Raw genomic sequence first — 4,930 nt, 5'->3', positions numbered from 1 at the left:
GGCACGGCGGCGGTCACCGCGCTGGCGGCGGCGGGCGGCGGGTTCACCGCGACCGGGACGTTCGGCGCGCCGGGCAACGAGCAGGTGGTGGTCTGGACGCTGGCCCGCGGCGCGGCGCCGGGCACCACGTGGACCGCGGCCACGCCGGCCGGCACGGGGCTCGCCGGACCCGGCACGCAGGCGATCACGGCGCTGACGGACACCGGACCGACGCTGACCGGGGTCGGCTACACGGCCACGCCGTCGAGCGAGGAGCCGACGATCTGGCAGTCCCCGGTCCGCAGCTGACGCGGGCTTCGTTAACATTTCCCAGCATGACAACCACCCAGCCCGGCGTCGTCTTCGTTACCGGGGCGAGCAGCGGCTTCGGCGCCGCGGTGACGCGCCGGTTCGCGGCCGCGGGCGCCCGCGTCGTCATCTCCGCGCGCCGCGCGGACCGCCTCAGGGACCTCGCCGCCGAACTCGGGCCGCGGGTGCTGCCGCTCACCCTGGACGTGCGGGACCTGGCCGCGGTCAACGCCGTGGTCAATGGCCTCCCCGCGGAGTACGCGCAGGTCGACGTGCTGGTCAACAACGCGGGCCTCGCGCTCGGCCTGGGCCCCGCCCAGACGGCCGGCATCGACGACTGGGACCGGATGATCGACACGAACTGCAAGGGCCTGGTCTACTGCACCAGGGCGATCCTGCCCGGCATGGTCGCCCGCCGCCGCGGTCACGTGATCAACCTCGGCTCGGTGGCCGGCACCTACCCCTACCCGGGCGGAAACGTGTACGGCGGCACGAAGGCGTTCGTGCACCAGTTCAGCCTCAACCTGCGCAGCGACCTGCACGGCACCGGCGTGCGGGTGACCTGCGTCGAGCCGGGGATGGCCGACACCGAGTTCTCCTCCGTCCGCTTCGCCGGCGACAAGGCCGCGGCGGACGCCGTGTACGCCGGGATGCAGCCGATGACCGCGGACGACATCGCCGACGCGATCTACTGGGCGGCCACGCGTCCCGCGCACGTCAACGTCAACACGATCGAGCTGATGGCGACCGCGCAGAGCTTCGCCCCGTTCCAGGTCGCGCGGGACGGCTAGCCCGCGCTCGCGGGCGCCGCCGCCGGCAGGGCCGGGCCGAAGACGTCCTCGCGCCGGTTGGCCAGCGACGGCAGCGCGGACCGGACCGAGCCGGTAACCGAAAGGTCGGCCTCGGCGACGACAACGCCCGCCGCCGGGCCGAGGTCGGCCCGCACCACCCCGAGCGGGTCGATCAGCATGGACCGCCCGACGCCAGTGGGCGCCCTGGTCGGCGGCGAGTCCGGATCGGGGACCTGCCCGCACGCCGCGACCCACACGGTGTTCTCGATCGCCCTGGCGCGCAGCAGCGTCACCCAGTGCTCCTCCTTGAACAGGCCGGCCTGCCAGGCGGCGCTGACGACAAGCAGCGACGCGCCGCCGACCGCGAGGGCGCGGGACAGTTCGGGGAACCGGATGTCATAGCAGGTCTGCAGGCCCGCCGGCACGCCGCAAAGCTCGGCCACGACGACGCCGGCGCCCGGCGCGACCAGGTCGGACTCCCGCTGGCCGAGGGCGTCGAACAGGTGCAGCTTCCGGTAGGCGGCGACCAGCGCGCCGGAGCCGGCGAACGCGACCGCCGTGTTGTACACCCGCCCATCCGGCGCGGGCTCGAACACCCCGGCCACCAGCCAGACGCCCGTGGACGCGCACGCCGCCGCAAGCCCGGAGCAGAACGGCCCGTCGAGCGGCTCCGCCGCCGCGCGCAGGTCGCCGCCGAACCGCACCATGGTCGCCTCTGGGAACACCGCCAGGTCCGCGCCGCCGCGCGCCGCCTCCGCCAGGGCGGACCGCACTCGCGACAGGTTGACAGCGGTATCCGGGCTCACCGGGATCTGGCACAACGCGATACGCATGCCGCCACCTTAACCTCGCCGGCCGTCGAAGCTACCGCGGACGTGATGTCATGGTGGGGTGAAACGACCTCTTCTCAACCGCCGCCTCGACGGGCTCGGCACGTCGATCTTCGCCGAGATGTCCGCCCGCGCCGTCGCCACCGGCGCGGTCAACCTCGGCCAGGGCTTCCCCGACGTGGACGGGCCGCCCGAGATCGCCGCGGTCGCCGCGACCGCGGTCCTGACCGGCAAGGGCAACCAGTACCCGCCCGGGCCAGGCATCCCCGAGCTGAGAAAGGCCGTGGCCGGCCACCAGCGGCGGTTCTACGGCCTCACCTACGACCCGGACACCGAGGTGCTCATCACCGCCGGCGCGACCGAGGCCATCGCCGCCGCGTTGCTGGCCCTGCTCGAGCCGGGCGATGAGGTCATCGCGTTCGAGCCGTACTACGACTCGTACGCGGCCAACATCGCGATGGCGGGCGCCACCCGCGTGCCGGTCACGCTCAGAGCGCCGGCCTTCCGCCCCGACCTGCAAAAGCTGCGGGAAGCGATTACTGACAAGACCAGGCTGATCCTGCTCAACAGCCCGCACAACCCCACCGGCATGGTGCTCACCCGGGCGGAGACGCAGGCGATCGCGGACCTCGCCACGGCGCACGACCTGCTCGTGGTCACCGACGAGGTGTACGAGCACCTCGTCTACGACCGCGCGCACATCCCGCTCGCGAGCCTGCCGGGCATGCGCGAGCGCACGGTCTCGGTGAGCAGCGCGGGCAAGGCGTTCAGCTTCACCGGCTGGAAGGTCGGCTGGGTCACCGGCACCCCCGAGATCGTCAACGCCGTGCGCACGACCAAGCAGTTCCTGACGTTCGTGAGCAGCGGCCCGTTTCAGTACGCGGTGGCGGACGCGCTCGCCCTCCCCGACGCATACTTCGCGACGCTCGCGGAAGACCTCAAGAAGAAGCGGGACCTGTTCGCCGCCGGCCTGGCGGAGATCGGCTTTCAGGTGTACCAGCCCGATGGCACGTACTTCATCACCACCGACGCGGCGCCGCTTGGCGCCACGGACGGCATCGAGTTCTGCCTGAGCCTGCCGGAGCGGGCGGGGGTGGTCGCGATCCCGAGCGCGGTGTTCTATGACGACAGGGAGGCAGGCCGCACGCAGGTGCGGTTCGCGTTCTGCAAGCGCACGGAGATACTGGAGGAGGCCCTGAGCCGGCTGGCAGTGCTGGCCAGGTAGGGCCACGTCAAGGGAGGCGCCCGATGGCGGGAATCGCCCAGGAAGTGCGAGCTGACGCCGCGTTCGGCACGGACATCTACGTGAAGCTCGCGGCCACGGGCAACGTGGTGTTCTCGCCGGCGAGCATCGCGGCGGCGCTGCGGATGGCGCTGGCCGGCGCCCGCGGCGACACCGCGGCCGAGCTCGCGGCCGCCCTGCACCTGCCGGCCCAGGAGGCCGCCGCGGACGGCCTGGCACAGCTCGCCGCGATCCGCCCAGGTGACGACCTGACGTTCCTGGCGCCGAACGTGATGTGGCTGCAGACGGCCCTGTCCGTTCGGGATAGCTTCCTCGCCCAGCTGTCCGGGACCGTCTCGGTGGAGCGGTGCGACTTCCGGCACGCGCCCGAGGCGGCGCGGGAGGCGATCAACGCGGCGGTGGCCGAGCAGACGGCCGGCAAGATCACCGGCCTGGTCCCGCGCGGCACGGTCGACACGCTGACCCGGCTGGTGCTGACCAACGCCGTCTACCTGAACGCGCTGTGGACACACCAGTTCCCGGCCCGGGAGACAAGGCAAAGGCCCTTTTATCCCGAACGATCCGGGTCGGCTCCCACGGACATGATGCACCTGCAGGCGGGGCTGGCCTACCACCGTGGCGAGGCTTACCAGGCCGTCCTGCTCCCGTACCGGGGCGGCTCCCTCGCGATGGCCGTGGTGCTTCCCGACGGGCCGCTCAGCGAGCTGGCCGGGCACCTGGCCGCCGCCGGCGGGGTCGGCGCGCTGCTGGACGGGCTGCTCTCCGGCGCCGCCGAATGCCAGGTCGACCTCACCCTGCCGCGCTTCCGCGTCACCGCCGGGTTCATGCTGACGGACACGCTGCAGCAGCTCGGCGTGCGGCGGGCCTTCACGGGGGCCGCCGACTTCAGCGGCATCACCGGGGACGAGCCGCTGCATATCAGCGCCGTCCTGCACAAGGCGTACGTCGACGTCGGCGAGATGGGCACGGAAGCCGCCGCCGCGACCGCGGTCGCCTTCGCCACGCTGGCGCTGGTCAGGAAGCCAAGCCCGCAGGTCACGCTGGTCGTCGACCGCCCGTTCCTGTTCGCGATCGTGGAGACCGGGTCGGGCCTGCCCCTGTTCCTCGGCCAGTACACCACCCCGAGATGAGCTCTGCTAGCCCGGGGGGGCGACCCCCCGGACCCCCCGGCTGCGCCTTGACGGCGCACCTGCTCCGGGGCGCGTGCCCCGGGGTGCTTGCGGCTCCAGCTTTTGCCCGGGGGGGCGACCCCCCGGAGCCCCCCGGCTGCGCCTTGACGGCGCACCTGCTCCGGGGTGGCTGCGGCTCCTGTTTTCCCGGGGGGGCGACCCCCCGGAACCCCCCGGCTGCGCCTTGACGGCGCACCTGCTCCGGGGTGGCTGCGGCTCACTATCGGTTCGGGTCTACGGTGGGCAGGACGGACGGGAGCTGGGTCCGCGAGGTGATGCCAAGCTTGGGGAAGATCCGGTACAGGTGCGAGCCGACGGTCCGGTGGGACAGGTACAGCCGCTGCGCGATCTCCCTGTTGGACAGTCCCTCGGCGGCGAGCTGCGCGATCTGGAACTCCTGCGGGGACAGGGATGTCCGCTGCTGCGCGCGGGGTTCCTCGCTGGCCTCGCCGGTGGCGCGCAGCTCCCTGCGGGCGCGCTCGGCCCAGGGCAGCAGGCCGTGCGCCTCGCAGATCTGCCGTGCGGTCCGCAGCGGCCCCCGGGCCGCGGCGACCCGGTACCGGCGGCGCAGCCACGAGCCGTACTCGAGCAGCAGGCGCGCACGGTAGG

6 protein-coding genes are annotated in these 4,930 nt (G+C 73.1%); 4 read left to right on the top strand and 2 right to left on the bottom strand.

Annotated elements, in window-relative coordinates; genetic code table 11:
- Together Q1N79_RS21750 and Q1N79_RS21745 are read left to right on the top strand one after the other, a co-directional pair.
- The coding region (locus Q1N79_RS21750) for a hypothetical protein (protein WP_300611788.1) at positions 1–288 on the top strand (288 nt) is incomplete at its 5' end.
- A gap of 26 nt (positions 289–314) precedes the next feature.
- Positions 315–1,079, top strand: a complete 765-nt coding sequence (locus Q1N79_RS21745; protein WP_300611786.1) for an SDR family oxidoreductase — start codon at positions 315–317, stop codon at positions 1,077–1,079.
- Here Q1N79_RS21745 and Q1N79_RS21740 read toward each other — a convergent pair.
- On the bottom strand, positions 1,076–1,912 hold the full coding sequence (locus Q1N79_RS21740) for a carbon-nitrogen hydrolase family protein (RefSeq protein WP_300611784.1): 837 nt from the start codon (positions 1,910–1,912) through the stop codon (positions 1,076–1,078). The two genes, Q1N79_RS21745 and Q1N79_RS21740, sit on opposite strands and share 4 nt — an antisense overlap.
- Before the next feature lie 58 nt (positions 1,913–1,970).
- Here Q1N79_RS21740 and Q1N79_RS21735 point away from each other — a divergent pair, with 58 nt between their 5' ends.
- Positions 1,971–3,134, top strand: coding sequence for a pyridoxal phosphate-dependent aminotransferase (locus Q1N79_RS21735; protein WP_300611782.1), 1,164 nt, complete (start codon positions 1,971–1,973; stop codon positions 3,132–3,134).
- A gap of 23 nt (positions 3,135–3,157) precedes the next feature.
- Positions 3,158–4,282 carry a serpin family protein gene (locus tag Q1N79_RS21730; protein ID WP_300611780.1) on the top strand — a complete coding sequence of 375 codons (1,125 nt, stop codon included), beginning with the start codon at positions 3,158–3,160 and terminating at the stop codon, positions 4,280–4,282.
- A 259-nt stretch (positions 4,283–4,541) separates the two neighbouring features.
- On the opposite strand, the gene Q1N79_RS21725 is transcribed toward Q1N79_RS21730, so the two are convergent.
- Positions 4,542–4,930 (bottom strand): helix-turn-helix transcriptional regulator (locus Q1N79_RS21725; protein ID WP_300611777.1); only part of this gene is annotated, 389 nt, incomplete at its 5' end.

Origin of the sequence: Trebonia sp., assembly GCF_030042015.1 — a bacterium.
Classification (GTDB): Bacteria; Actinomycetota; Actinomycetes; order Streptosporangiales; family Streptosporangiaceae; genus Trebonia.
The sequence above is the reverse complement of the archived record's forward strand: the minus strand, read 5'-3'. Positions and strand labels throughout refer to the sequence as shown.

Coding starts and splice junctions, on each gene's coding strand:
- Q1N79_RS21740 (WP_300611784.1), bottom strand. CDS start 1,912: ATGCGTATCGCGTTGTGCCAGATCCCGGTGAGCCCGGATACCGCTGTC.
- Q1N79_RS21745 (WP_300611786.1), top strand. CDS start 315: ATGACAACCACCCAGCCCGGCGTCGTCTTCGTTACCGGGGCGAGCAGC.
- Q1N79_RS21730 (WP_300611780.1), top strand. CDS start 3,158: ATGGCGGGAATCGCCCAGGAAGTGCGAGCTGACGCCGCGTTCGGCACG.